This is a genomic window from Halostella litorea, assembly GCF_004785955.1.
Lineage (GTDB): Archaea > Halobacteriota > Halobacteria > Halobacteriales > Natronoarchaeaceae > Halostella > Halostella litorea.
In genome coordinates this window covers 591177-616307 of sequence record NZ_ML214300.1, presented here as the reverse complement: position 1 = coordinate 616307, position 25131 = coordinate 591177, and the positions used below count along the sequence as shown (strand labels likewise).

Annotated in this window: 30 protein-coding genes and 1 tRNA gene; 16 read left to right on the top strand and 15 right to left on the bottom strand. The window is 70.3% G+C overall.

Annotated elements, in window-relative coordinates:
- Positions 1-32 precede the first annotated feature (32 nt).
- Positions 33-422: a DUF7344 domain-containing protein gene (locus tag EYW40_RS03235; protein WP_202614413.1), complete on the bottom strand. Its 390-nt coding sequence runs from the start codon at positions 420-422 to the stop codon at positions 33-35.
- A gap of 117 nt (positions 423-539) precedes the next feature.
- Here EYW40_RS03235 and EYW40_RS03230 point away from each other — a divergent pair, with 117 nt between their 5' ends.
- From EYW40_RS03230 to yciH, 3 genes are all read left to right on the top strand, one after another.
- On the top strand, positions 540-818 hold the full coding sequence (locus EYW40_RS03230) for a DdfA family disk-determining factor (protein ID WP_135820177.1): 279 nt from the start codon (positions 540-542) through the stop codon (positions 816-818).
- A 153-nt stretch (positions 819-971) separates the two neighbouring features.
- On the top strand, positions 972-1562 hold the full coding sequence (locus EYW40_RS03225) for a 50S ribosomal protein L15e (protein ID WP_135820176.1): 591 nt from the start codon (positions 972-974) through the stop codon (positions 1560-1562).
- Positions 1563-1938: 376 nt separating this feature from the next.
- Positions 1939-2232: a stress response translation initiation inhibitor YciH gene (yciH, locus tag EYW40_RS03220; protein ID WP_121818346.1), complete on the top strand. Its 294-nt coding sequence runs from the start codon at positions 1939-1941 to the stop codon at positions 2230-2232.
- A 42-nt stretch (positions 2233-2274) separates the two neighbouring features.
- Here yciH and EYW40_RS03215 read toward each other — a convergent pair whose 3' ends face one another.
- From EYW40_RS03215 to EYW40_RS03185, 7 genes are all read right to left on the bottom strand, one after another.
- Positions 2275-2619 (bottom strand): rhodanese-like domain-containing protein, encoded by a 345-nt coding sequence (locus EYW40_RS03215; protein ID WP_135820175.1) that lies wholly within the window; start codon positions 2617-2619, stop codon positions 2275-2277.
- 60 nt (positions 2620-2679) lie between these two features.
- A complete protein-coding gene (locus EYW40_RS03210) occupies positions 2680-3333 on the bottom strand; it encodes an NUDIX hydrolase (RefSeq protein WP_135820174.1) in 654 nt (217 codons plus the stop codon).
- Positions 3334-3372: 39 nt separating this feature from the next.
- Positions 3373-3780 carry a DUF5809 family protein gene (locus EYW40_RS03205; protein WP_135820173.1) on the bottom strand — a complete coding sequence of 136 codons (408 nt, stop codon included), beginning with the start codon at positions 3778-3780 and terminating at the stop codon, positions 3373-3375.
- 25 nt (positions 3781-3805) lie between these two features.
- On the bottom strand, positions 3806-4288 hold the full coding sequence (locus EYW40_RS03200) for a DUF5810 domain-containing protein (RefSeq protein WP_135820172.1): 483 nt from the start codon (positions 4286-4288) through the stop codon (positions 3806-3808).
- Between the two features lie 203 nt (positions 4289-4491).
- On the bottom strand, positions 4492-5904 hold the full coding sequence (locus tag EYW40_RS03195) for a PAS domain-containing sensor histidine kinase (protein ID WP_135820171.1): 1413 nt from the start codon (positions 5902-5904) through the stop codon (positions 4492-4494).
- 67 nt (positions 5905-5971) lie between these two features.
- Positions 5972-6484: a GNAT family N-acetyltransferase gene (locus EYW40_RS03190; RefSeq protein WP_237560555.1), complete on the bottom strand. Its 513-nt coding sequence runs from the start codon at positions 6482-6484 to the stop codon at positions 5972-5974.
- 238 nt (positions 6485-6722) lie between these two features.
- On the bottom strand, positions 6723-8696 hold the full coding sequence (locus EYW40_RS03185) for an aconitate hydratase (RefSeq protein ID WP_135820169.1): 1974 nt from the start codon (positions 8694-8696) through the stop codon (positions 6723-6725).
- Between the two features lie 181 nt (positions 8697-8877).
- Between EYW40_RS03185 and EYW40_RS03180 the strand changes: the two genes are divergently transcribed.
- The 4 genes from EYW40_RS03180 (at position 8878) to EYW40_RS03165 (ending at position 12900) form a co-directional block, all read left to right on the top strand.
- Positions 8878-9339: a deoxyuridine 5'-triphosphate nucleotidohydrolase gene (locus EYW40_RS03180; protein ID WP_135820168.1), complete on the top strand. Its 462-nt coding sequence runs from the start codon at positions 8878-8880 to the stop codon at positions 9337-9339.
- A gap of 111 nt (positions 9340-9450) precedes the next feature.
- On the top strand, positions 9451-11394 hold the full coding sequence (locus EYW40_RS03175; RefSeq protein WP_135820167.1) for a helix-turn-helix domain-containing protein: 1944 nt from the start codon (positions 9451-9453) through the stop codon (positions 11392-11394).
- A 48-nt stretch (positions 11395-11442) separates the two neighbouring features.
- Complete coding sequence (locus EYW40_RS03170; RefSeq protein WP_135820166.1) at positions 11443-12288, top strand: YihY/virulence factor BrkB family protein; 846 nt, start codon at positions 11443-11445, stop codon at positions 12286-12288.
- A 117-nt stretch (positions 12289-12405) separates the two neighbouring features.
- Complete coding sequence (locus EYW40_RS03165) at positions 12406-12900, top strand: hypothetical protein (protein ID WP_135820165.1); 495 nt, start codon at positions 12406-12408, stop codon at positions 12898-12900.
- Here EYW40_RS03165 and EYW40_RS03160 read toward each other — a convergent pair whose 3' ends face one another.
- Entirely contained in the window at positions 12901-13149 is a 249-nt protein-coding gene (locus tag EYW40_RS03160) for a DUF6684 family protein (protein WP_135820164.1), read from the bottom strand.
- A gap of 152 nt (positions 13150-13301) precedes the next feature.
- Between EYW40_RS03160 and EYW40_RS03155 the strand changes: the two genes are divergently transcribed.
- Positions 13302-14390, top strand: a complete 1089-nt coding sequence (locus EYW40_RS03155; RefSeq protein WP_135820163.1) for a molybdopterin-dependent oxidoreductase — start codon at positions 13302-13304, stop codon at positions 14388-14390.
- A gap of 80 nt (positions 14391-14470) precedes the next feature.
- Positions 14471-15256, top strand: a complete 786-nt coding sequence (locus EYW40_RS03150; RefSeq protein ID WP_135820162.1) for an HpcH/HpaI aldolase family protein — start codon at positions 14471-14473, stop codon at positions 15254-15256.
- Positions 15257-15287: 31 nt separating this feature from the next.
- On the opposite strand, the gene EYW40_RS03145 is transcribed toward EYW40_RS03150, so the two are convergent.
- Both EYW40_RS03145 and EYW40_RS03140 read right to left on the bottom strand, forming a co-directional pair.
- Entirely contained in the window at positions 15288-16058 is a 771-nt protein-coding gene (locus EYW40_RS03145; protein WP_135820161.1) for an ABC transporter permease, read from the bottom strand.
- Entirely contained in the window at positions 16055-17086 is a 1032-nt protein-coding gene (locus EYW40_RS03140) for an ABC transporter ATP-binding protein (protein ID WP_135820160.1), read from the bottom strand. The genes EYW40_RS03145 and EYW40_RS03140 overlap by 4 nt, the downstream gene beginning before the upstream one ends.
- A gap of 127 nt (positions 17087-17213) precedes the next feature.
- On the opposite strand from EYW40_RS03140, the gene EYW40_RS03135 reads away from it, so the two are divergent.
- A complete protein-coding gene (locus tag EYW40_RS03135) occupies positions 17214-17645 on the top strand; it encodes a DUF7575 domain-containing protein (RefSeq protein WP_135820159.1) in 432 nt (143 codons plus the stop codon).
- A gap of 97 nt (positions 17646-17742) precedes the next feature.
- Here EYW40_RS03135 and EYW40_RS03130 read toward each other — a convergent pair whose 3' ends face one another.
- Entirely contained in the window at positions 17743-18342 is a 600-nt protein-coding gene (locus EYW40_RS03130) for a TetR/AcrR family transcriptional regulator (RefSeq protein ID WP_135820158.1), read from the bottom strand.
- A gap of 175 nt (positions 18343-18517) precedes the next feature.
- Here EYW40_RS03130 and EYW40_RS03125 point away from each other — a divergent pair, with 175 nt between their 5' ends.
- From EYW40_RS03125 to EYW40_RS19495, 6 genes are all read left to right on the top strand, one after another.
- Entirely contained in the window at positions 18518-19117 is a 600-nt protein-coding gene (locus EYW40_RS03125) for a TetR/AcrR family transcriptional regulator (protein WP_135820157.1), read from the top strand.
- The gene (locus EYW40_RS03120) at positions 19114-20616 is read left to right on the top strand and encodes an MATE family efflux transporter (RefSeq protein ID WP_135820156.1); all 1503 of its coding nucleotides are present in this window, start codon (positions 19114-19116) and stop codon (positions 20614-20616) included. Before EYW40_RS03125 ends, EYW40_RS03120 begins: the two co-directional genes overlap by 4 nt.
- A gap of 3 nt (positions 20617-20619) precedes the next feature.
- Complete coding sequence (locus EYW40_RS03115) at positions 20620-21423, top strand: polyprenyl synthetase (protein ID WP_135820155.1); 804 nt, start codon at positions 20620-20622, stop codon at positions 21421-21423.
- Positions 21424-21552: 129 nt separating this feature from the next.
- Positions 21553-22080, top strand: a complete 528-nt coding sequence (locus EYW40_RS03110; RefSeq protein WP_135820154.1) for a hypothetical protein — start codon at positions 21553-21555, stop codon at positions 22078-22080.
- A gap of 490 nt (positions 22081-22570) precedes the next feature.
- Positions 22571-22783 carry a DUF6199 family natural product biosynthesis protein gene (locus EYW40_RS03105; protein WP_135820153.1) on the top strand — a complete coding sequence of 71 codons (213 nt, stop codon included), beginning with the start codon at positions 22571-22573 and terminating at the stop codon, positions 22781-22783.
- 125 nt (positions 22784-22908) lie between these two features.
- Positions 22909-23226, top strand: coding sequence for a hypothetical protein (locus EYW40_RS19495; RefSeq protein WP_161973151.1), 318 nt, complete (start codon positions 22909-22911; stop codon positions 23224-23226).
- Here EYW40_RS19495 and EYW40_RS03095 read toward each other — a convergent pair.
- From EYW40_RS03095 to gnd, 3 genes are all read right to left on the bottom strand, one after another.
- Positions 23208-23280, bottom strand: a tRNA-Arg gene (locus tag EYW40_RS03095). The two genes, EYW40_RS19495 and EYW40_RS03095, sit on opposite strands and share 19 nt — an antisense overlap.
- 194 nt (positions 23281-23474) lie before the next feature.
- Positions 23475-24056 (bottom strand): 2Fe-2S iron-sulfur cluster-binding protein, encoded by a 582-nt coding sequence (locus tag EYW40_RS03090; RefSeq protein WP_135820152.1) that lies wholly within the window; start codon positions 24054-24056, stop codon positions 23475-23477.
- A 139-nt stretch (positions 24057-24195) separates the two neighbouring features.
- Positions 24196-25098: a phosphogluconate dehydrogenase (NAD(+)-dependent, decarboxylating) gene (gnd, locus tag EYW40_RS03085; RefSeq protein ID WP_135820151.1), complete on the bottom strand. Its 903-nt coding sequence runs from the start codon at positions 25096-25098 to the stop codon at positions 24196-24198.
- Between the last annotated feature and the right edge of the window lie 33 nt (positions 25099-25131).

Below are 25131 nucleotides of genomic sequence, written 5' to 3'. Positions count from 1 at the left end.
CCCGCTGGAAACCTCGGCGAACGTGTTCGGGGTCAGCCCTCGGGGAGCTCCTGGTGGGCGGCGTGTTCCGCGTACTCCTCGACGGTCGGCTGGCCCCGGTACCGGACGACGCCGGACCGCGGGTCGAAGTCGACGACGTTCTCGGCGTCCAGTTTCGGCAGGTGCGAGTGGTACAGGTCGGCCGCGACCGTCTCCACGCGGTCCGCGGACGCCTCGTCACCGTCGGCTTCCCAGTCGGCGACCCGCTCGGCGAGGCTCGTGTACTCGACGGTGGTCGGCCCCGCCTCGACGAGGTGGTAGAGAGCGTACCGCCGCCGCCGGTCGGACAGCAGGTCGAAGACGGTGTCCAGCGAGGGCGGGGTCGTGCCGCCGCCGTCCGGGCGGGCGTCGCCGGGGGAGTCGCCGTCGTGGTCGTCGCTCATCTCCGGACGTCGAATCCTACAATGCCCGTGACAAAGAACGATCAGCCTAGGCACCTAGGCGGGTCGGCGGCGAAATCGGCCGTCGAATTTATACTGCGCTACGTTACAGTACGGACAATGAGTGACGCCGAGGCGGAGCTAACTTCGAAGTGGCAACCGAGCGAGCGGGTCGTCGAATCGGTGGCCGAGGCCGAGGGGGTCGACCCCGTCGACCTCACCCCGCCCCTGAACGACGTCGTCGACCTGGACGCGCTCGACGCGCTGTTTGCCCCCGTCGGCGGCGTCCCGCGCGCGGTCGGACGCGTCGAGTTCCGGTACGACGGCTACGTCGTCGTCGTCGAGGCCGACGGGTCGGTCACGGTCGAGCCGGCGGACGCCACCTCCGCCGAGTCCTGAGCCCCCGCCGACGGTCGTTTCGAAGGCCTTAAGCGCTGAAGTCGAGTACGTCCGACAACTCGCTGGACGACGGGCACCAGCGGGCACCCGTGTACTCGGGACGGAATGTGGCCGGTTCGACCGGCTGAACCACAAGCGCCCGTGGTGATAACCATGGCACGAAGCTTCTACTCACACATCAAGGAAGCGTGGAAGGACCCGGAGGACGGCGATCTCGCCGAACTCCAGTGGCAGCGAAAACAGGAGTGGCGCGACCAGGGCGCCATCGAGCGCGTCGAGCGCCCGACCCGCCTCGACAAGGCCCGCGAACTGGGCTACAAGGCGAAGCAGGGCGTCGTCGTCGCCCGCGTCAGCGTCCGCAAGGGCTCGGCCCGCAAGGAGCGGTTCCGCGCCGGCCGCCGGACGAAGCGCCAGGGTGTCAACGCGATCACCCGCCGCAAGAACCTCCAGCGGATCGCCGAGGAGCGCTCCTCCCGGAAGTTCCGCAACCTGCGCGTCCTCAACTCCTACTGGGTCGGCGAGGACGGCAGCCAGAAGTGGTTCGAGGTAATCATGCTCGACCCCGAGCACCCCGCGATCGAGAACGACGACGACCTCAACTGGATCTGCGACGACGCGCACAAGAACCGCGCGTTCCGCGGCCTCACGAGCGCCGGCACGAAGAACCGCGGCCTCTCGGAGAAGGGCAAGGGCACCGAGCACACCCGCCCGAGCAACTCCTCCGACCAGGGTCGCGCGAAGTAACGCCGTCGCGGAACGAATCCTTCGTTTTCCGCTCCCGTAGCGGCGGCTCCCGTCGCGGCGTCCGCCGCCCGCGGGACTGCCCGGCGGCGACCCCGCGCGGGGCCACGCTTATGTGACGTGTTCCCGTTGGCGAAACTATGGACGGCGCTGACACCTTCTTCCTCGTCGTGACGCTACTGATCTTCGCGCTCATCGTCGTCGGCATCGGGATGGCGGTCTACGGCGTGTGAGCCGCGGACGACCGGTCGGCACCCGCACTCGCCGTCGCCGACCGGCACCTCGCCGGATGCCTCGTTGCGGTCGCTTCCCGAGAACGCCCGCGACGGGGACAGGTCCCGACAGTGTTTAATAGGGCGCTTTCGTACCCGTAGCTGTAATGTCGGAAGTCTGCTCGACGTGCGGGCTGCCTGAGGAACTCTGCGTCTGCGAGGACGTCGCCAAGGAGTCCCAGCAGATCTCCATCCGCATTGACGAGCGAAGATACGGTAAGGAGGTAACGATCATCGAAGGGTTCGACCCCAAGGACGTGGACCTGGACAGCCTCTCCTCGGACCTGAAGTCGAAGTTCGCCTGCGGCGGCACGGTCGAGGACGGCCAGATCGAGCTCCAGGGCAACCACTCCGGTCGCGTCGAGGACTTCCTCCGCGACCGCGGCTTCAACGTCGCCTGATCGCCTCCCGGGTAGCCCGACCGGTCCCGACTGCCGGCCCGGTTAGAACGGCGCGTCGGGGGCTTCCCCTCCATTCTCGCGGTCGAGTTCGGCGTCCCACGCCTCCAGCCCGCCGGCCATGCTGTACACCGCGGCGTCGACGGCCTCGTGTGCGGCGACGAGCCGCGCGGCCCTGACGCTCGATTTCCCGTGCGGACAGACGGTCACGACGTGGTCGGCGTCCCCGAACTCCGCGGCCCGCGTGGCGAGTTGCGGGAACGGCACGTTGACGCTACCCGGCACGTGGCCGCGCCGGAACGCGGTCGGCGAGCGGATGTCGACGACCGCGACCCGTTCGTCGCCGGCCAGTAGCTCCCGCACCCGCTCGGGCGGTATCTCGGCGTCCATACGCTCCGCTCGGCGAGCGCGTCGAAAAGCCCGGCGATACCGGACGGTCGGGGCCGGTGGCTACAGGTAGCCGTCCTCCTTCGCGAGCAGGACGCCCTCGACGGTGGCGTCGTTCGTCGGGAGCGTCCGCGCGGCCTCCAGCGCCGCGTCGACCGGGACGTGCTCGACGGAGAGGAACTCGTTGTCGTCGAGGTCCGTCCCCACTTCGGTCAGCCCCTCCGCGAAGACGATCCCGCGCTCGTGGCGCATGATGCCCGTGGCGACGTCGTAGCGCTGGAGCAGCGTCGTCTCGTCGGGGGCGTAGCCGGTTTCCTCCCGTAGTTCGCGGGCGGCGGCGCTCTCGTAGCTCTCGCCGCCCTCCCGCGGTACGACGCCCTCGCCGTGGGCGTCGCCGTCGGTGTGGCCCTCGACGATGCCCGCGGGGAGTTCGAGCTGTGCCTCCCGGACCGTGGGCCGGTACTGCTCGACGAACACCATCTCCCCTTCCGTCACCGCGACGACGACCACTGCCGGCGGGAGTTCGGCCCAGTAGTAGCGCTTCCGGCTCCCGTCGGGCTGTTCGACGAGGTCGTAGCCGCCCCGGTACCACGGCGTGTCGTACTCCGTCACCGACTCTACCACCGGCCAGTCGTGGTCGGCTGCGTCCGGGTCGGTCCCGCCGTCCGCGCGGACGGCGGGTCGGTCGGTCGCGGCTGCGTCGTCCTTGTCAGTCATGTGGTCGCACGGTCGTGCCGGTCGGAAAAAGCCGTTCCGCTACACGAGGTCGTCGTACAGACGGCCGAACGCCTGCCGCCGGAGCGTCGACACGGCGGCGTCCGTCTCGTCCTGGAACGTCGCGGCGACCGCGGTGTCGCCGAACGCGTGCCAGACGACGTTGTCGACGTTGTCGCTGCCCGTCTCGACGACCTCGCCGTCGAACCCGTCGGCCCACTCCTCGAACTCCTCGCGCGTGCCGACCCGCACCTCCAGCAGCGACGCGAACAGCGCGTCCCGCGCGGTCAGTACCACGTCGCCGGTCACCCGCTCGTCGTACTCCTCGCGGTCGAACTCCATGGCCTTCGCCGTCTCGCGGACGACGACCTGTGCCGCCGGCCCCACGTCGTCCGCGAGTTCGGCGACCTCCTCCTCGCTGCCCGGCGAGAGAAACCCTGTGGTCTGCATACCCCCCACTCGCCGGGGGAGGTAGTTACCCCTTTCCGTCCGGGCCGTTCCCGTCGCCGTCGGTCGCGTCGCCGTCAGCGTCGGCGTCCCCGTCGTCCCCCTCGGCGTCCTCGGTCGCCTCGTCGCCGTCGTCGTACATCCGCTCGGTCATCGCCCGCGCCTCGGCCATGACCTCGCGCGCGTCGCCGGTGAGGTCGCCCCGCCCGGCCGCTCCGCGGCCCGCCGCGCCGCGCCCGCCGACCTGCCGCTCCAGTTCGTCCTCGAAGGTCGCGCCGTGGTCGTGGCCGGTGCCGCTCTCCTCGAACACCTCGTGGTATTCCGCGTCGTCGGCGAACTCGGCGACCCGCTCGCCGAGCGTCTCCGGGTCGTCCTCGTCCCAGCCCGGGGCGTGGTCGTCCAGCCACGCCTCGTGGTCGTCGCGGCCGAGCATCGCCGTGAAGGCGAGGTGGTTGGCGAGGTGTTCGGCGTCCGCCTGGGGCGTCTCGCAGACCGGACAGGCGTATCCCATACCCCGAGGGAGCGCCTCCAGCGTCAAAACGCTTCATACGGAGGTCGGCTCCGCCGTAGTCCGACGCTGACGATTGGCTACGCCATTGGACCGATGGTGTCCGGTTTCAGTAACTGAACTGGGATCAACTGGAGTACCCCGACGACCCCCAGATCCCGCGCTGATCGAGGGGCGGTCGCTTTTCCCGCCCCCCGACACCCCCGTCAGTACGCCGACGTGGAACCGCTCGGCCTCGGCAGTACGAGCGTGACCGTGTTGCCCGAGTCCCCGCTGGAGAAGTCGACGCTCCCTCCGGAGAGGTCGGCCACCCAGTACACCAGCCACAGACCGAGGCCGCTGCTGTGGTAGATGTCGTCCATCTCGTGGTCGCCGGTCAGCACCCGGTACTCGTACTCCGGGAGCGGCGAGCAGTCGTCGTGGACCGAGACCGCCACCTCGTCGCCCCGGTAGGCGCCGGTGATCCGGACGCTCGGCCGGTCGCTACCGCTGTGTTTCACCGCGTTCTCGACCAGTTCGGACAGCGCGACCTCCACCTCCGGGAGGGCACAGCCACGGAGCGTCTCGGGCAGCACCGTCTGGATGTCCGCCCCCGGGAACCGGTCCCGGGCGTCCGCGACGACGTGGTCGACGAGCGTCCCGAGTTCGAGGGTCTCGGAGCCGGTCGGCCCCGTCAGTAACTCGATGGTCTCGCGTTGCTTCTCGGCCGTTTGCAGGAGGTCCTCGCCGACCTCCCGGATCACCGCCGTCCGTTCGGTCGCCGCCTCGTCCGGGTTCTCGGCGATCAGGTCGGCCTGCCCGAGCACCGTGTTGAGGTCGTTGCGGAGGTTGTGCCGCAGGATGTTGTCGAGGACCGAGAGCTGGCGCTCGCGGCGGCGGCGGTCCGTGATGTCGCGGCTGAACCCGACGACCCGGACTACCTCGCCGTCATCGACGATCGGCTCGCCCTGCGCCCAGACCCACTGGTTGAAGTTCTGTTCCGGGTTGACGCGGTACTCGATGTCGACGGACTCGCCGGCCGACAGCCGCGCCATCGCCTCCTCGACCCCCGGGCGGTCGTCCGGGTGGACGGCGTCCAGGAAGGCCCGGGGGTCCGCCTCGACGCCCCCGACGGACCCGCCGTACACGCGCTCGAACGCGTCGTTGAGAAACAGTAGCTCGTCCCAGTCCGCCGAGAACATCCAGAGCACGTCGGCGGTCTTCGCTGCGATCTCCCGGAGGCGCGCCTCCGTCTCGTCGCGCTCGCGCTCGGCTTCGACGCGGTCGGAGACGTCGTGGGAGCTGACGACGTAGCCGCCCATCTCCGGGACGGCCCGGTTCGAGAACCGGCTCTCCAGTTGCACCCAGGAGCCATCGCTCGCGCGGTGGCGGTACTCGATCGACGTCTCGACGACCTCGTCCTCGGCCGCGACCGTCCGCTCGAACGTCGCCCGGACGCGGTCCACGTCGTCGGGGTGGATGTAGTCGAACGCGTTCTCGCCGACGAGCGCCTCCGGGTCGTACCCCAGGATGCGCTCCGTCGCGCGGTTCAGGTAGGTGAACGTCCCGTCGGCGTCGATCACGACTATCTTGTCCTGGGCGTGATCGAGCAACGCGCCGTCCGGGTCCGTCCCCACCATCGTATCGAATACCGTAGCCGTCGCGCGGGTAAAAGGGTATCGCGGCCCGGATACCACGCATCCCGGGCTAGCGAAGCTCTCGCACTAGAATCAGTGCGTCCTCCCCGTCGTCGTAGTACCGCGGCACCCGCCGGAGCGGCTGGAAGCCGAACTTCTCGTACAGCGACCGGGCCGCCTCGTTGCTCTCTCTGACCTCCAGTTTCACGCTCGCGGCCGACCGGGCCGAGAGCGTGCCGAGCGCCGCCGCGAGCAGCGACTCGCCGACGCCGTCGCCCCGCCGGTCGGGGTGGACGGCGAGGTCCTTGACGTGGCCCAGCCCCTCGCCGTGGTTCGGGACGAGGTCCGCGACGACGAAGCCGACCACGTCCGCCGAATCGAGGGCGTCGCCCCCGTCGGCGTCCCGCCCCCCGTCCGGCTCGACGGCGACGAGGAAACCGGGCGCGTCGAGGTAGCGCTCGAACGCGTCGTACGGCCACGGCTGCGGGAACGAGGCGTTCTCGATCCGCTTGACCGCGAGCAGGTCCGCGCGCTCCGCGCTCCTGATCTCGACGTCCCCCCGTGTCTCCGGTGCGGTCGTCACACGCGGCCGTACGGGACGGTCCGTAATCAGTTCCGCGGCCACACCCCGTCCGGCTGACTGGAGCGACCTGCCTGTGGCTTCCGGGACGGAGACGAAAAAATCCGCAGACCGCCAGAGCCGCCGATCAGTCGTCGACCTCGTCCCGCGGAGACTGCGGTCCCGGGACGAGTCCTTCGACCGATCAGTCGTCAGCATCGTCCCGCCGCGACCGCAGCGGCGAGACGAGACTCGCCGCCGATCAGTCGTCGGCGGGAGCCGCGCCGCTGCCGCCTTCCGCCTGCTCCTTCGTCCAGGCGAGCTTGCCGCCGGCCGAGAGGATGCGGCGCTCGCGCTCGGAGGCGTCGAGGTGGGCGGTCGCCTCCCAGTCGTCGTTGACGCGGACGGTGAACTCCTCCTGCCCGCTCTCGACGGCCTCGCGGACGTCGTCGACGATCTCGATGTCGTCGCCCTGCTCGATCTTCTCGTAGGTGTCCTCGTCGATGGTGAGCGGGATCAGGCCGAAGTTGAAGAGGTTCGCCTTGTGGATGCGGGCGAAGCTCTGGGCCAGCACGCCCTCTACGCCGAGGTACATCGGACAGAGCGCCGCGTGCTCGCGGGAGGAGCCCTGGCCGTAGTTCTCGCCGGCGACGAGGAAGCCGCCGTCGGCCTCCAGCGCGCGGTCGGCGAACGTCTCGTCGACGCGGCTGAGGGTGTACTCCGACAGCTTCGGCACGTTCGAGCGGAACTTGAGGATGTCCGACGTGGCCGGGATGATGTGGTCCGTCGTGATGTTGTCCTGCATCTTCAGCAGGGTCTCACCCGACAGCTCGGCGCTGAGCGGGTCCTTCAGCGGCACGTCGCCGATGTTCGGGCCCTTGATGAGCTCGTCGTCGATGGCCTCGTCGGGGCTGATGAGGTCGGCGTCGCGCTGGCCGTACTTGTCGCCCATCTCGAAGCCGGGGTCCTCCAGGTCGCCCAGCTCGTCGGCCAGGTCGCGCGGGTCGACGATCTCGCCTTTGATCGCCGCGGCGGTGGCGACCTCCGGCGAGCAGAGGAACACGGAGTCGTCCTCGATGCCCGAGCGGCCCTCGAAGTTGCGGTTGAACGTCCGCAGCGAGACGGAGTCGCTGGCGGGCACGTGGCCGATGCCGATACAGGCACCGCAGGTCGCCTCGGAGAAGTTGACGCCGGCGGCCATCATCTCGGCCGTCCAGCCCTCGCGGGCGAGCATCTCGGAGGCCTGCTTGCTGCCGGGCGCGACGATCATCTCGGTGTGCTTGGCGACCTCGCGGCCCTCCAGCATCTTCGCCGAGGGGAGGATGTCCTCGTAGGCGCCGTTGGTACAGGAGCCGACGATGACCTGCTCAACCTCCTCGCCCTCGACCTCGCGGACGGGGACGACGTTGTCGGGCATCGACGGCTTGGCGATGAGCGGTTCGAGGTCCGAGAGGTCGACGACGATCTCGTCGGCGTACTCGGCGTCCTCGTCGGGCGAGAGCTCGACGTACTCGTCGCCGCGGCCCAGCGTCTCGAGGAACTCCTCGGTCTTCTCGTCGGTCGGGAAGATCGAGGTGGTCGCGCCGAGTTCGGTCCCCATGTTGGTGATCGTGGTGCGCTCGGGGACGGTGAGCGACTCGACGCCGGGGCCGGTGTACTCCAGCACCTTGCCGACGCCGCCCTTCACGGAGAGGCGACGGAGCAGCTCGAGGATGACGTCCTTCGCGGTCGCCCACTCGGGCAACTCGCCCTCGAGGCGGACGTTGACGACCTCGGGCATGTCGATGTAGTACGGCGCGCCGCCCATGGCGACGGCGACGTCGATCCCGCCGCTGCCGATGGCGAGCTCGCCGAGGCCGCCGGGCGTCGGCGTGTGGGAGTCGCTGCCGAGCATCGTCTTGCCGGGCGCGGCGAAGTTCTCCTTGTGGACCTGGTGGCAGATGCCGTTGCCGGGTCGGGAGAAGTGCGCGCCGTAGGTGCCGGCGGCCGAGCGCAGGAAGCGGTGGTCGTCCGTGTTCTTGAAGTCGAACTGGTATGTCTGGTGGTCGCAGTACTGGGCGGCGATCTCGGTCTGGACCTCGTCCAGCCCCATCGCCTCGAACTGCAGCCACACCATCGTCCCCGTCGTGTCCTGGGTCAGGACCTGGTCGATCTCGATGCCGATCTCCTCGCCGGGCGTGAGCTCGCCCTCGACGAGGTGGTCATCGAGAATCTTCTCTGTAAGGGTTTGTCCCATAGCGACCCGATATCGTCCTTCCACGGATATAAATCCCGCGAGTTTCTATTGTATTCATCCGTGTACATTCCGCCGCGGGGTGGCAATTTTCGCGGGAGCGAACGGGGATGTGACCGAACGATCAGTTCCCGCGGCGGGAAAAGCGGGGGCGTTTTGTACCCGTCCGGACAGTAACGTCACTATGTTCCGGTCCGGAGCCTACGTCGCCGACCACGTGACGCCGACGGACGACGAGCAGGTGCAGCCAAACGGGGTCGACCTGACGGTCGACGCCGTCTTCGAGCAGGTCGAACCCGGCCGCATCGGGCGCGACGGGAAGACCGTCGGCGAGCGCGCGCCCGTCGACGCCGAGGACGGCGCGTTTCGCCTGCCCCCGGGGGGCTACGTGCTCCGGTACGGCGAGACGGTCCACATCCCGGCGGACCACGTCGGTTTCATCTACCCGCGCTCCTCGCTGCTGCGCAACTCCTGCATGCTGAACACGGCCGTCTGGGACGCCGGCTACGAGGGCCGGGGCGAGGGCCTCCTGCAGGTCCACCACGAGATCGAGATCGAGCGCGACGCCCGGGTCGCCCAGATAGTGTTCGCCGCGGCGAACCACGAGGACACGTACGACGGCACCTTCCAGGGCGAGAACCGCTGAGTCGCGGATCGTCCCCTGCCGCCGCGTCCGCCCGGCGGTCGGCGGGCGGAGTCGCGGCTATTCGTTCGGTTCACCATAACACATTTGCCGCGCGACAATAGCCCTTACACCGTGAGCGACGCCCGTTCGACGACCGCGGCGGCCGCCCGACTCGCCGTCGCGCTGGTCGTCGTCCTGACCTGTCTCGCGCCCGGCGTAGCCGCGGCACAGGCGGGAGCGACGGATCCGCCCGACGACGCGGGGCCGCCCGAAGCCGGGGGCGGACCACCCGACGACCGGGGACCGCCGGACGACAGGGGCAACGGCGATACCGGCCCGCCCGAGGACACGGGTACCGGTGACGCCGGGCCATCCGACGACGCCGGGCCGGGGAACGCGACCGGAACCGGCGACGGCGGACCGCCCGAGCAGGCGAGCGCCGACCGGCGGGGACCGGGCAGCGGCGGCGATAGGCCGAACGACGGCGAAACGCGGGGCAACGCTGGAACGCGGACGGAAGCGGGGACGGGCGCGAGCGCCGCCGCCGGTGGTGCGGGCGAGCAGGCCGATTCCCCGGGGAACTCGGCCGACGCGGCCGACCGGGCCACAGGCCGGCAGAACACGACTGACGGCGGCGACGCCGAACGCCCGCCGGAGGCTGCCGCGTCCGGTTCCGACGCGGGGCCGCCCTCGGCCGATGCGGGACCGCCCGAGCAGGCCAACGCCCCCGACGACGCGGGTCCGGGCGAGAGGTCCGCCCCGTCGTCCGGGACCGACGCAGCGAACGATACGACCGCGCCGGAGGCCGGTGGGCCGCCGGAGGAGACGCCCGCCCCGGCGGACGCCGGACCGCCGGACGGGGCGAACGGGCCGGAGAACGCCGGCCCGCCCGAGCGCGGCGACGAGTCCGACGACACCGGACCGCCGTCGGCTGACCCGGGCCCGCCCGAGCACGCCGACGCGCCCGACGACGCGGGACCGCCCGAGGACGTCGAATCCGGTCCCGGCGACGCTGACCGCCCGGCAAACGGGAGCGCACCGCCCGCGGAAACCGTCCCGGCGGAGCGCAACGCCACGCACGGAAAAGACACGGACGGGAACGAGTCGGGCGACGCGGGCGCGCCCGACGCGCCCAGTGACGGGACGACGGCGGAACCGCCATCGACCGCACCGTCGGCACCCGGCGGGAACGGCGCGGACGACGGCCCGGATACCGGCGCGGGCGGACCCGACAGGGTGACGGACGACGGGTCGGCCGACGACGGGGCCGGGGACGACGAACCGGACGACGCGAACCGGACCGAGGAGGCGAATCGGACCGAGGACGCGAACGGAACGGACGCGCCGTCCGAAACGGACGAAACGACGTTCCCCGCCGAGCCGACGAGCACGCCCGCCCCGGAGGGGCCGACCGGCCCGTCGCCCGCCGGGCTGGGCGCGGGTGCCGTCGCCGTCGGCGCGGCGGCGCGGCACGGCCACGGCGCGGTGGTCCACCTTTCGACGGCCGCCACGCCGGCCACGACGACACCCGGGGCGTACCAGGAGGTCGCGCTCCGCGGGATGGCGGGGCTGTACAGCCGACTCGACGACGCCGAGCCCCTGGACCACGACGCGCGGGCCGCCCTCCACGACGCCATCGCCACCGCGCCGGGCACCCACCTGTCGGCGGTGTGCGACCGCGCGGGCGTGCCGCTGTCGACGGCCCGGCACCACCTCCGCGTGCTGGAGGCGGAGGGGCTGGTGACGAGCATCAAACACCGGGGGCGGCGGCGGTACTTCCCGGCGGGGGCCGACGACCGGGAACTCGCCGCCGCGATGGCTGACGACGCCGCCGCGACCGTGCTGGAGGCGCTCGCGCGGACCGGCCCCGCGACGGTGTCGACGCTGGCCGACGAACTCGACCGCGACCCGAGCACGGTGACCCACCACCTGAAGCGGCTCGACGAGGACGGGCTGGTCGCCCGCGAGCGCGACGGGCGCGCGGTGGTCAACCGCCTCGCGCCCGACGTCCGGACCGTGCTGGCGACGCCGGCGGCCGACGCGGACGCGCCGCGGCAGTCCGGCAGCGCAGACTGACCGCGCCGACGCTGCGGCGCTTTTTACGCCCCCCGTCGTAGGGCGGCCATGCGAGAGCGCGTCCGGCGCACGCTCGCCGTCGCCGTGGCGGTCGTCCGCGTGGTCCGCCGGAAGAACGTCGCGTTCATGGCCGGGAGCATCGCCTACAACGCCTTCGTCTCGCTGCTGCCGCTGTTGCTCGTGCTCTTTCTCGTCGTCGCCGCCGTCGGCGACGCGCCGCTGGCCGCCTACGTCGTGGAGCTGACCGAACAGTACCTGACGCCCAACGCCCGGAACACGCTGGCGCGGTCGCTGACGGACCGCACGGGGCAGGCTGGACTCTCGGCCGTCAGCGTCGTCACGCTGCTCTGGGGGACGTTCAAGATATTCCGCGGGCTCGACACCGCCTTCGCCGAACTGTACGCGCCGGACGCTGACCCGTCGTTCGTGGACCAGCTCCGCGACGGCGCGGTCGTGCTGTTCTCGGTGCTGTTCGCGGTCGCGGCCGCCGGCGTCGCCGCCGCGGCCTTCGCGCTGTTCCCGGCGCTGCCGTTCGTCGGCGTGCTCAACCCGGTCCTGCTCGTCGTGGCGCTCGTGCTCGCGTTTTTCCCGCTGTACTACGTGTTCCCGAACGCCGACGTGACGCCCCGGGAGGTGCTACCCGGCACCGTCGTCGCGGCCGTCGGCTGGGCCGCCCTCGAAGCGGTGTTTCAGGTGTACGCCGCCGCCGCGAGCACGTACGAGGTGTACGGCACCATCGGCGCGGTCCTGTTGCTCCTGACGTGGCTCTACTTCGGCGGCCTCGTGTTGCTCGTCGGCGTCGTCGTCAACGTCGTCCTCGCCGACCGGACCGAGACGGGGACGGACGTGGCGGCGATCGAGTCGGACCTCGACGACTCGAACTCCGCTTTCTGACAGGTAATCAAGCGTAGTTGGGGCGTTGCAGTACCGTGGTTTTCGACGGTACTGTGCGATTCACCTCGCCGAACGGAACCGACAGACCTACAAGCGGCTGGACCGGTTCGCCGAGCGATGGTTCCGCCGCTACTCTCGGGATGGGTCGTCCCGATCGCAGCCGTGGTCGCCACGTCGATCACGGTGTACAAGTTCTGGATCCAGCGTCCGTCGCTGATCGTCGACGCCGAGGTCTCGGACGTGACCCGGACGGGGCGGGGCGCGAGCCTCGACGTCGAACTGTTCGTCGCCAACGTGGGCCGGGACTTCGCCGAGGACGGCTACGTCGCGTTCGCCCCGGAGGGGTGGTCGCTGGACGCCACGCCCGCGGACGGCCAGCTATCGCTGACGGCGTTCGAGGGCGGGGACGGCGGGACGGGCAAACGGAAGACGTTCCTCGACGACATCGTCTACCAGGGGACCGGGTTCGAACTGTGCGAGGGGCGGGCGACGGTCCCCGGCGACGGCCGCTACCGGCTCGCGTACACGACCGCCTGCCAGTCACAGCGCCCGAAGACCGACCACCTCGAACTGGTCGTCGACGGCGACGAGGCGACGGTCGAGGCGGGCTGACTACTCGGTGTGTTGCGGTTCGCCGGTGCGTTCCTCCTTGGCGATAGTCCGGCCGGCGAGCCACGTCAGGAGCGCGAGCAGGAGGAAGTGCCAGACGATCAGGCCGAGCATCAGCGTCGTGAACAGCGGGTCCCACCCCCACGGCGACACGACGAGGAAGAGGACGAAGAAGAACGCGAGTATCCCGAGGGGGATGATGTTCACCGTGAGGTCCAGCAGCGTCTCGCGGTCGATGTAGCGCTCCGCCATGTCGGGACCGACGCCGCGGACGCGAAAAGGCGTATTTCGAGGTTGGTTGTCCGGTAGTTGCGGGTTACGACGTGAACATGGGGCCACCCCACCCGGTGCGCGGGCGTCGGCCCGGCGTGTGGCTCTTGGTGCTGCGGTCCCCATCCGTAGCCATGCGCGACGCGCCCGGTCCGGTCGCACGCGGGGTGGCGTGGCTCCGCCCGTCGCCGCGGGTCGTCGACTGGTCGCTGTTCGCCCTCGTCGCCTTCGAGGTCGGCTCCGGGCTCGTCTCGTTCACGCTCGGCACGCCGAACTGGTGGCCCGTGTTCTGGGCCCACCGGATCGCCGGGCTGACGCTGGTCGCGGTGCTGGCGTTCAAGCTCGCCCGCGTCCGCCATCGGCTGACCGACAGCGACCGGTGGCGGCCGTCGACGGCGCTGTCGGTCCTGACGCTCGCCGCCGCCCTCGGCGCGCTGGGGTCGGGGATCGCCTGGGCGCTCGGCGTCGACGTCCGCCTCGCGTACTGGACGCTGCTGTCGGTCCACGTCGGGTTCGGGCTGGCGCTCGTCCCGCTCCTCCTGCTCCACGTCCGCAGTCGGTTCAGGCCGCCCCGGCGGGCGGACTTCGACGGCCGGCGCACGGCGCTCCGGTACTCGGCCCTGCTCGTCGCCGGGGCGGTCGCCTACCGCGGCCAGGAACTCGTCGGCCGCCTCGCCGGCACCGCGGCGGCGGACCGCCGGTTCACCGGCTCCCAGCCCCGGGAGGGCGATGGCAACGCCGCGTTCCCGGTCACGTCGTGGGTCGCGGACGACCCCGACCCCGTCGACCTCGATTCGTGGTCGCTGACGGTCGACGGCGCGGTGGCCGCCCCCGCCGAACTCGGGTACGCCGACCTCGACCCCGCCGCCGAGCGCGAGGCGCTGCTCGACTGCACGAGCGGCTGGTACACGGTCCAGTCGTGGCGCGGCGTCCGCGTCGGCGACCTGCTCGACGCGGCGGGGCCGGCGGCCGACGCCAGCCACGTCCGCTTCGTCTCCGTGACGGGTTACCGCTGGAGCCTCCCCATCGAGGAGGCCCGCGACGCCCTGCTCGCCACGCGGGTGGACGACGAACCGCTCGCCCACGGCCACGGCGCGCCGCTGCGCCTCGTCGCGCCCGGCCGCCGCGGCTTCCAGTGGGTGAAGTGGGTCGAGCGCGTCGAGGTCCGCCGGCGTGGCGACCCAGCGCAGTGGCTCGTGACGCTCGTCAGCGGGTTCGACTGATGCCGCGGGTCGGGACCGTCCGCGTGACGTATCCCCGGCCCACCCCCGAGCCTTATTGAACTCTCCGCCGTCGAACGAACGTGACTTCCGCACCCCGAACGAACGACCTGCGGCGGACGCTCGACGACGGCGACGTCGCGCTGGGCGTCCTCGACGACACGTACAGCCCGAAGCTAGTCGAACTGTACGGCGAACTCGGCCTCGACTTCGTCTGGATCGACTTGGAGCACGGCGGGCCGGGTCCCCGGGACGGCGACCGGCTGGAGGATTTGCTCCGCGCGGCGGACGCCGGCGGGACCGAACTGCTCGTCCGCCTGCCCGAGCCGGATCCCACGCTGGTCCGGAAGGCCCTCGACGCCGGCGTCCGGACCCTGTTCCTCTCACGGATCGAGACGTCCGAGGAGGCGCGCCGCGCCGTCCGGGCGGCCAGGTTCGAGTACGACGGCGACCCCGGCGAGCGGGGGTTCGCCAACCCCCGGGCGAGCCGGTGGGGGACGGCCGAGGACTACGCCGCGACGGAGGACGAGGAGGTAGTCGTGGGGGTGACCATCGAGAACCCGACGGCGGTGGAGAACATAGAGGAGATCCTCGCCGTCCCCGACCTGGGGTTCGTCTTCGCCGGGCCGCTCGACCTCGCGGTGTCGCTCGGCCACCCCGGCGAGCCGACCCATTCAGCCGTGGAAGACGCGGTCGAGACGGTCCGCGAGGCCGCCGTCGACGCGGGCGTCCCGCTCGGCGGCCTCGGGTTCGGCATGGACGACGTGAACGAGAAGGCGGCCGACGGCTACCGGATGCTCAACCTCGGCAGCACGACCGCGGCGTTGCAGGCGACGGCCTCGTCGTGGTTCGAGGCGTACGAGGGCTGAGCGGGCGCGGTGGCCGGATCCGCCGGGCGGCTCACACCGCCTCGACGCGCTCGAACAGGTACGTCCCGACGCCGACCGTGACGACCGACGAGACGACGAGCGCGCCGAAGTCGACGGCCAGCGGGTGGGCCGAGGTGCCGACGAGCACCGCCCGCAGGGCGTCGACGCCGTAGGTGAGCGGGTTGACGTAGGCGAGCAACTGGACCGGCTCCGGCAGGCTCGCGACCGGGTAGATCGCGCCCGAGAGGAAAAACAGCGGGAAGATGACGAACTGGACGACGAGCCCGAACCCCTCGCTGTCGCTGAACTGCGAGGCGAGCGCGACCCCGAACCCGACGAACGTGACCGCGATCAGCACGAGCACGAGGAAGGCAAGCGGCAGCGACAGCGGACTCGCGATCCGGAAGCCCAGCGGGAGGGAAAGCAGGAGGATCAACGCCGCCTGGACGAGCGCCGTCGTCGACCCGCCGGCGATCCGCCCCAGCACGATGGAGGTGCGGCTGATGGGCGCGACGAGGATCTCCTTCAGGAACCCCACGTCCTGGTCCGAGAGGATCGAGAGCCCGGCGAACGACGCCCCGAACAGCATCGTGAACCCGACCATCCCGGGGACGAGGTACTGGAGGTAGTCGACCCCCTCGGGGAGGCCGGGGATGGCCGCGCCGCCGAAGCCGAAGGCCAGGAACACGAGGAACAGCAGCGGCATCGCGATGGAGCCAACGATCCTGGAGGGCGTCCGGAGGAAGCGCTTGACGTCGCGGAGCCACAGCGCGTAGACGCCGAGCGGGTCAACGAGGTTCATTCGTCGCCCTCCGTCGCCGCGACGCCGGCGCGGCGCGACCGGTCGTCCGCGTCCCCGATGCGGTCCACGGCCGCCTTCTCGTCGCCGGCGTTCCGTTCGGCGATCGTCGTCCCCGTCAGCGAGAGGAACACAGCCTCCAGGTTCGGCCGGTGGATGTCGACGCCGGTGACGGTTACGCCGGCGTCGTCGGCCAGCCGCACCAGGTCGGCGACCCGCGACCCGCCGCTGTCGACGGTGACGTTGACGCCGGCGTCGGTGCCGGCGTGTTCGACGACCCACGGCCGCTCGTCGAGGCGGTCGCGCAGGGCGGCGGCCGGGCCGTCGGTCTCCAGCGACACGACGTCGCCGCCCAGCGACCGCTTGAGTGCCTCGGGCGAGTCGATCGCGGCGACTTCCCCCTCGTCGACGATGGCGACGCGGTCACAGAGCTGTTCGGCCTCCTCGATGTAGTGGGTGGTCAACACGATGGAGACGCCGGACTCCCGGTTCAGCCGCCGAATGTACTCCCACGTGTCCCGGCGGGTCCGCGCGTCCAGGCCGGTGGTCGGCTCGTCGAGGAACAGCACCGACGGTTCGTGCAACAGCCCGCGAGCGATCTCGAGGCGGCGCTTCATCCCGCCGGAGTACGTGTTGACCGGGTCGTCGCGCTCCCCGGTCAGCCCGACGAGCTCCAGCACCTCGTCGGTCCGGCGCTCGCGCTCCCGCCCGCTCAGCCCGTACAGCCGCGCGTGAAACGCCAGGTTCTCCGCGCCGGTCAGCTCCTCGTCGAGCGCCGGCTCCTGGAACACGATCCCGAGGCTGTTGCGGACGGCGGCCGTCTCCTCGACGACGTCGTGGCCGTCGACCGACGCGGTCCCGGCGCTCGGCCGCAGGAGGGTGACGAGCATGTTGATGAGCGTCGACTTCCCCGCGCCGTTCGGCCCGAGGAGGCCGAACAGCTCGCCCTCCTCGACCGCAAACGAGAGGTCGTCGACCGCCGTCACGCCGTCGAACTCCTTGGTCAATCCGTCCACCTGAATCGCGGGCATGGGAAACTGATCGGTACTGTCTAACCGGCCAGTACGTAAGTAGCCAGCGGACGCGGTCGGTTTGTGGGCCGAAGAGACGGGTGAGTGGGAAGAAGACTTATAGCTGACTAACTACTCAGTCACATTCATGCGAGAGTCGATCCAGCGCAAACGGCCGTGGCTCGCCGCACTGCTCGCCGCGTTCGTGACCGGGCTCGGCCACCTGTACCTCCGGCGGTGGCGGCGGGCGGTCACCTGGCTCCTCGCCCTGTTTGTCGCCACCGTGCTGTTCGTCGACCCGGCCACCGCCGAGGCGCTCGCGAACGGCGACGCGGTCGACCCGGCGGCGATAGCCCCGGTGCTGGTCGTCGGCGCGTTCAGCGTCTTCGACGCGTACGCCCTCGCCCGCGCCCACAACGCGGTCGCTCGCGTGACCGCGCCGACCGACGGACGGCGGAGCCACTGCCCGAACTGCGGCCGGGAGCTGGACCCGGAGATCGAGTTCTGCCACTGGTGTAACGCGGACGTCACGGACCCGGACCCCGACGCGGCCACGGCGACGGACGGCTGGGACGACTGAGACGGACCGGTTCGGGTCGACGACAGCGGACGTCCCCGGAGCAGCCGCTAGGGTCAATTGGGTACGACAAGTGTGGGGTCGGCGGCCGGCGGGCCCGTCAGTCCTCGGTTAGCAGCACCGCGTCCACGTACTCCTCGGCCGTCCGCCGCGCCGTCGCGAGCGAGTCCGGGTCGTCCAGCACGCTCGCGCGGGTGCGGGCGCCGTCGACGATGGTCATGAGCGCCCGCGCGACGTGCTCCGCGTCGACGTCCGCGAACACGCCCTCCTTGATCCCGTGGTCTATCACCGTCTGGAGCATGTACCGGATGTACTCGTCGTTCTGCTGGAAGCGCTCGCCGAACGCCTCCTTGTACGGTGCCTGGCTCCGCATCTCCAGCATCGCGACCAGTAGGTCGTGGTGGTCCTCAAGGTCGACGAGTAGCTTGTCGAGCAGCAACTCCAGCCGCTGTTCGGGGTCCGTCGTCTCGACCTCGTGGACCGTCTCGACGAACTGGTCGAGGATGAAGTCCAGAAACGCGGCGAGCAGGTCGTCTTTCGTGTCGTAGTGGTAGTGTACCGCCGCGGTCGACTTGCCGTACTCCTCGGCGATACGCTTTATCGTGAGGTCTGCGTAGCCGTGTTCTCGCAGCGCGCGGTACGTCGCGCCCATGATCTCCTCGTCGGTCTCGGAGAAGGAGCGCTTCGACGGGTCGGCCATTGCAAGTACGTTCGTCCCGCACCGCATAACCGTTTTGATGTGCGGGTTAGTGCCCGGTCACTCGCCCGCCGGGTAGCGAAGCGCCGCTCCGGGCCGTGTGTGGGACCCTATTCACACGGGATCGCCGTTCCAAAGCCTTTTGACTAACCGGTTAGTAAGCGTGGTAACGACGGATATGGACGACGAACCAGCGACGGAGATACTGGAAGCGACGTATCGTGCCCTCTGTGACAACGGCTACGCCGACCTCACGCTCCAGGACATCGCCGCCGAGGCGGACGTGAGCAAGGCGTCCATCCACTACCACTACGAGTGCAAGGACCAGCTGTTCATCGCCTTCCTCGACCTGCTGTACGAGCGCTACACCGACCGGCTCGACGAACTGGCCGGGGACACGCCCCGCGAACGGCTCGACTCCCTGCTCGAACTGTTACTCACGGACGGCGACGGCTCCCTCCACGGTGAGTTCCGGACGGCGATGCTCGAGGTGAACGCCCAGGCCCCGTACGACGCCGCCGTCCGGGAGCGGCTCGCCGACTTCGACGAGTACCTCCACGAACGGCTGCGGGCGATCCTCGTGGCCGGCGTCGAGGCCGGCGAGTTCGACGACGGGGTCGAACCGTCGCTCGCCGCGGAGTTCCTCGTGACGGCGATCCGGGGGGCACACACCCGGCAGGTCGCGGTCGGCCACTCGCCGGACCGACTGTACGCGACCATGACGAGGTACGCCGAGCGGCAACTGTTCGCCGGCGATGGGACGGAGGTCGCGCCGTGACGCGGCTCCGCGACCGCCTCGGCGCGCTGTTCAAGGGGCCCGAGGAGTTCGACCTCACCTCCGGGAGCATCGGCAAACCCCTCTTTTTCCTGTCGATGCCGATCGTCGTCACGAACCTGTTCCAGACCGCCTACAACCTCGCGGACACGTTCTGGCTGGGCCAGTACAGCACGGACGCGCTGGCCGCGATCAGCTTCGCGTTCCCGCTCGTGTTCCTGCTCATCTCGCTGGGAATGGGCATCTCCGTCGCCGGCAGCGTCCTCGTCGCCCAGTACACCGGGGCCGGCGAGGAGCGCGAGGCGGAGTACGCCGCCTCCCAGACGGTGACGTTCTCGATCATCGCGTCGGTCCTCCTCGGCGGGGTCGGCTTCTTCATCGTCGGCCGGTTCCTCGGCGTCATGGGCGCGTCGGCGGACGTGTTGCCCCTGGCGACGAACTACATGGAGGTCATCTCGCTGGGGCTGGCGTTCATGTTCGGCTTCGCGGTGTTCATCGCGCTCATGCGGGGGTACGGCGACACGGTCACGCCGATGCTCGTCATGTTCGGCTCGGTGGTCCTGAACATCGTCCTCGACCCGTTCCTCATCTTCGGGTTCGAGGCGAACCCGCTGTTCTCGATGCTCGGCATGGGCGGCCTCGAATCGTCGCTGTACGCGGCGACCGGCTACGCGGGATCGGGGATCACCGGCGCGGCGATCGCGACGGTGTTTTCCCGCGCGCTGGCGCTGGTCGTCGGCCTGGCGATCATGTTCCGCGGGACCCGCGGCGTCGAGATCAACCTCCGGGACATGGCCCCCGACCTCGACTACCTGCGCCGCCTCGTCCGGATCGGGATCCCCGCCTCCATCGAGGGGACCGGCCGGGCGGTGTCGATGAACCTCCTGCTGTTCATCGTCGCGCTGTTCCCCGACGCCGTCGTCGCCGCCTACGGCATCGGGACGCGCGTGTTCTCGGTGATCTTCCTGCCGGCGATCGCCGTCGCCCGCGGCGTCGAGACGATGACCGGCCAGAACATCGGCGCCGACCGGCCCGAGCGCGCCGAACGGGCCGCGCGGCTCGCGGCGACGGTGCTGTTCGGCGTCCTCACGGTCGCGGGCGTGCTCGTCTGGTTCGCGGCCGCGCCCATCGCGGACGTGTTCACGACCGACCCCGAGGTCGTCGACATCGCCGCGCAGTTCCTGCGCTACGTCGCGCTGACATTCGGCTTCATCGGCATCATGCGGGCCTACACCGGGAGCTTCCGCGGTGCCGGGAAGACCCTCACCGCGGCCGCGATATCCGTGCTGATGCTCGGCGTCGTCCGGTTCCCGATCGCGTGGATCGCGGCCGGCGAGATCGGCGAGTCCGGCATCTGGGTCTCCTTTGCGGTGTCCAACGTCGTCGGCGCGGCGATCGCCTACGCCTGGTACCGCCGCGGCACGTGGCGCGACGGCGACCTCACGGACCCGGACGTGGACGTCGACGATACGGGGCTGGAGGCGACGCCGACCGACGACTGAGCGATGACCGAACACCCTCCCCGCCCCGACCCACGGGCGGCGATCGACCGCCGGATCGACGCGGCGCTGGCGCCCGACCGCGGCCCGGGACTCGCGTCGGCCCGGGCCGCCGTCGAGGGGTTCGACGACAGGTGGTACGGTCGGCTCGCGATCCGCTCCCACGCGGCGGCCGCGGGGGCGGATGGGCCCGACCCCGGCCCCGCCCCTGACGCGGCCCGCTCGGCGGCCGCCGCGGTCGAACTGCTCCGGGGGTACTGCCGGGTCCGCGGCGAACTGCTGTGCCGGGTCGAGGACGACGCCAGCCCCGCGGACGTCCGGTCGGCGCTGCTGGCCGGCGACGTCCTCTATGCGGCCGCCTACTCGTCGCTCGGCCGGCTCGACGCCGGGTCGGCCGACGCGTGTTTCGAGCCGCTCGTGGCCGCCTCCGAGACGGTCGTCGAGACGTTCGCCGCCTCCCACGCGCGGCCGACGACGGCGGACCGCCGCGACCTGTTCGACGGGACCGCCGGCGCGCTCGGCCGGGGGGCGGCCGCCATCGGGGCGGCGCTTGCCGGGGCCGACGCGGACCGGCGTGACCGCTTCGCGGCGCTCGGACACGACCTCGGTACGGCGCGGGGGATCCGAAGCGCGCTCGGGCCGGACCTGAGCGCCGTCCCGGCGGCCCCCGAGGCCGACGAGCGAGCCCTCCGACGGCACGCCGCCAATCGGCTGGCGGAGGCGACCCGGGCGTGCCGCGACCTTCCGCCCGCCGTCGACACGGTCCACCTGCGGCCGGCGTTCGAGGCCGTCGAGCGCGAGGGCGAATGAACGGCTTCGCCGGTGGCGATGGGCGTCGCATTTCGGTCGCGCCGGCGAGGTTCGCGCACCCTGTCCGGTGAGCCGGGCGGCCGACCCGAACCGCCACTATCTAATATCGGACACCCGTGTCCGCAGACGATGTTTACGGTCAGTTCCGCGAAGCGGCTCTTCGCCGTCACGGCGGTGATCTTCCCGTTCGACGTCTACCTGTACGGTCGGGGGATCGGGTGGGGCCTCCACTCCGCGTTCGGCCGGTACGTCGTCACCGACCTGGGCGGCCAGTTCCTGCTCCCCAACGAACTGCTGGCGCTCCGGTCGGGGTTCGACCCCGCGAGCAGGGCGGCGCTGTACGCGTGGGTCGTCGCCGCGGCGCTCGCCCTGGCCGCGACGCTGTTCGTGCTCGCGACGTGGGTCGTCGACTCCCCGCTCCCCGAGCGCCGAAGCGACCGCCTCGTCGGCGGCGCGTTCGTCGTGGCCGGCGGACTGTTCATCCTGAGCCGCGCGCTCCTGTACGACTTCCTCCTCGTCGGCTCGCAGTCCGACGTGAACTGGTTCTCGGTGCCCCTCGGCGCGGCGTACATGCTGTTCGTCGGCGTCGTGTTCTACCGCGACCTGTTCCAGTTGGGGATGGAGCCCGCCGACGCCGCGTCGGCCAACGACGGCTGATCGGCCACAGATACGCGGTCACACTCCGGCCTTGACGCTGTTCGCTCGTCGCGTCCGCTCCTTGCAGGATAGCGGGCGCGGCCGGTCAACTCGTTCATGTTGTCGATCCCGTTCTGGGTCACGCGCCACCCAGCATCGCCGACTCGATTACCAGCGTCGTCGACTGCTTCATGCCCTCGCCACCTCCGGGTTGGTGACGTACTTGAACCCGCGACTCGGCGGCTTCTCTGGGAGTCCTCGTCGATACAGTTCCGGCAGAGACGACGCGGGCCGTACCGGCGTGTACCGGAGTCACCGCATCGGTCGCATCCGTCGGCGTCGACGACGCGGTTCACCGTGGCCCCTCCCGGTTAGTGTCCGTGTCAATATCACAGCGCGTGCGTCGCTCTGAAAACTGAATAGAAAGACTCCGGACAGACACAATGGTGACAATTGGACAGAAGGGTTGTTCCAAAAGACCTATTGTTATAACATTCAGAACGGGGGAAATATGGACCCCGCACTTGCCTTCTTCCTCCTGGTATTCGGGATTCCAGGCGCGATCTGGCCGTACAAGCTTGCTCGGTTCGAAGAACAACTCGACTCGATTGGAAGCAAGCGATCCTGGGACAAGGTGGAACCCGCGGATTGGAAAGTATCGCTCACTCGCATAGTTGGGGTTGGAATGGCACTTTTCGGAGCCATAGGGCTGCTCTCCGCCTGAGAACGGGATATCAATACCGCCCACGCACGTCTCGCCCGTGATGTCGACCCCTCCCCGTTGAGCCGCTTCTCGGCGCGGCGAAGTAGGTTCCCGACAGTACCGGGTTCGCACTCCGTCTGTCGGGCGTGTTCACGGACGCCGACGCCGTTCAGCCGGACGGCGACGGACGCGCGGCGCTGGGCCTCGGTGAGCCGGTCGAGACCGACGTCGGTGCCGGTTCCGAACTCGGTGAGGCGCGCCTGGTCGTTCACGCCGACCACCCCGCGTTTGCGCAGGTTATCCCCCGTCGGCGGTGCACCGCAGTCCGTACCGTATTGGTATCAGATTTTAGCCTCCCCGTCCGAACGCCGAAAGTACTGAAAACGTACCTATCGGCGTCGCTACGGGAAGATCTGGTTTTGTTGCGAAACGTGCAGTCTGAGGACGGGCGCGACGGGATTTGAACCCGCGGCATCTTGGTCCGGAACCAAGTGCTCTGTCCGCTGAGCTACGCGCCCTCACTCATCCGTAACACCGACCGCGGTATAACCGTTGTGAACTTCTTCGTCCGCGGACGATCCGGGGACAACCGTCGTTCGGCGTCGTCGGTCAGGTGTCGGCCGGAACCGCCGCGGTGGTCCGGACGCACCGCCGACGCTGCGGAGCGCGGCGGCTGGGGCATCGGCTCGGGAGAAAGACGCCGGTGGTCGCGCTACGGCGACTCGCTGGTCTCCAGAGAGAACTCGCCGCGCGGATAGGCGACGCAGGTGAGCGTGTAGCCGTCGCCCAGTTCGTTCTCGTCCAGCATCTCCTGGTCGTCGTGTTCGACGAACTCGGTCGAGTCGCCGTCGGGGATGTGGCCCGCACAGGAGACACACTGGCCCTGCCGGCAGGCGTAGGGCATGTCCCAGCCCTCCTCCTCGCCGGCCTCCAGCAGCGTCTCGTTGTTGGCGACTTCGATCGTCTCGCCCTCCTTGACGTACTCGATCTCGAAGTACTCGACCTCGTCCTCGGGGATGTCACCGGGACCGGACGACTCCTCGGCCCCGCCCTCCTCGCCTTCGAGTTCGCCGCCGGCCTCCCCGGCCGGGATCGCGCCCGCGCCCCCGCCGCCGCCGATGGAGCGGTTCATCGGCTCGGGGAAGTCAGTCTCGGGTAGCGATTCGGCCCGCCGTTCGAGGAGCTCCTGGGAAATGTCCTCGTTGGCCGTCCACTCGGTCCCGCGCGAGAAATGCAGGATCACTGCCGTCACCGTCAGCAGCAACCCGAGTCCGAGCCCGATTTCGTTCACCATATACTCGAAGGTTGGAAATCCTGGTTTAATTCGCTTGTGATCATCCGCGCCGTCGACCCGCCGAAACCGCGCCCGGAAGCCGACGTCGAACGCGCCCGGCGGTCGACGGACCGGGGCGCGCCGGTGGCGATCCGGTGAGTCACTCGTCCCGCGCCACGTCGTGGCGCCCGAAGCCGTACCGCAGCCGGTTTGCCAGCCGGCGGGAGAACCGTCCCTGGGGGGGTGCGCGCGAGCCGAACCGCTCGGCCAGCGCCTGGTGGATGAGCGGCACCGGGATCTCCTGTTCGAGCGCCTCCTGGACGGTCCATGTCCCCGTCGAACCGCCGGCGACGTGGTCCGCGACGGTGCCCAGATCGTTGCCCTCCTCGCGGAACGCCTCCTCGCACAGTTCGAGCAGCCACGAGCGGATCACCGCGCCGTTGTTCCAGGTGCGTGCGATCGCTTCCAGGTCGAGGTCGTACCGGCCCTCGTGGAGCAGTTCGAATCCCTCGCCGTACGCCTGCATCAGCGCGTACTCGACGCCGTTGTGGACCATCTTCACGTAGTGGCCGGAGCCCGAGGGCCCCATGCGGGCGTGGCCGTCGGGGCCGGTCGCGACCGCGTCGAAGGCGGGTTCGAGCGCCTCGTAGGCCCACTCGGGGCCGCCGACCATCAGCGAGAACCCCAGTTCCGCGCCGGCCGGGCCGCCCGAGGTACCACAGTCGAGGTAGGCGGCGTCGGTGCGCCCGGCGCGGCGGACGGAGTCCTCGAAGTGGGAGTTGCCGCCGTCGACGACCACGTCGTCGCCGTCGAGGTGGGGTTCGAGGTCGTCGAGCGCGGCGTCGACCGGCTCCCCGGCCGGCACCATCAGCCACACCCGCTTCTCGCCGTCCAGTTGCTCGGCGAGGCTCCGCACGGAGTCGGCCGGCGTCGCCCCGGCGTCCGCGGCCGCGGCGACGGCTTCCTCGTCGAGGTCGAAGGCGACCACGTCGTGCCCGGCCGCGAGCGTCCGGTCGACCACTATCCGCCCCATCCGTCCCAGTCCGATGACGCCCAGTTGCATGGTCAACGCTGTAACGGCGGCACAAGTAGGGGT